The following is a 940-nucleotide window of genomic DNA, read 5'->3' as shown; positions in this document are numbered from 1 at the left end:
CCTCTTCCTTGGTCAAGATGTAGACCTCAGATTCAAACTTCGTGTGCGGCTTCACGGAACCCGGCTTACACAAAACCTGACCGCGCTCAACGCCTTCACGGTCCACACCACGCAACAATGCGCCGATGTTGTCGCCAGCTTCCCCGCGATCGAGCAGTTTGCGGAACATTTCAACGCCGGTACAGGTCGTGGTTTTCGTGTCACGAATGCCAACGATTTCAATGCTGTCGCCAACGTTGATCACGCCGCGTTCGATACGACCGGTCACAACAGTGCCGCGGCCAGAAATCGAGAACACGTCCTCGATCGGCATCAGGAACGGCTCGTCAACCGCGCGCGGCGGCTGCGGAATGTAGGCGTCAACTGCGGCCAGAAGCTCGCGGATCTTGTTTTCGCCAATCTCAGGATCACGACCTTCGAGAGCGGCCAAAGCCGAGCCCGCGATGATCGGAATATCGTCGCCCGGGTAATCGTAAGCCGACAGAAGCTCGCGGATTTCCATTTCGACGAGTTCCAAAAGCTCTTCGTCGTCAACCTGGTCCACTTTGTTCATGAACACGACCATGGCCGGGATACCAACCTGGCGACCCAAAAGGATGTGCTCGCGGGTCTGCGGCATCGGGCCGTCAGCGGCGTTCACAACCAAGATCGCGCCATCCATCTGCGCCGCGCCGGTGATCATGTTTTTCACATAGTCGGCGTGACCGGGGCAATCCACGTGCGCGTAGTGACGGTTTTCCGTCTCATACTCAACGTGCGCCGTGGAAATCGTGATCCCACGCGCTTTTTCTTCCGGTGCACCATCAATCTGATCGTAGGCTTTGAAGTCACCAAAATATTTGGTGATCGCTGCCGTCAGCGTCGTTTTACCGTGGTCAACGTGGCCAATCGTGCCGATGTTGCAGTGCGGTTTGGAACGCTCAAACTTTTCCTTAGCCAT

At 56.6% G+C, this 940-nt stretch carries 1 protein-coding gene; it reads right to left on the bottom strand.

Annotation, left to right across the window (positions count from 1 at the left end):
* The coding region (tuf, locus tag C8029_RS16630; protein ID WP_152003329.1) for an elongation factor Tu at positions 1-940 on the bottom strand (940 nt) is incomplete at both ends.

It is taken from the genome of Roseobacter sp. TSBP12, assembly GCF_009129705.1.
Taxonomy (GTDB): Bacteria; Pseudomonadota; Alphaproteobacteria; order Rhodobacterales; family Rhodobacteraceae; genus Celeribacter; species Celeribacter baekdonensis_A.
The sequence above is the reverse complement of the archived record's forward strand: the minus strand, read 5'-3'. Positions and strand labels throughout refer to the sequence as shown.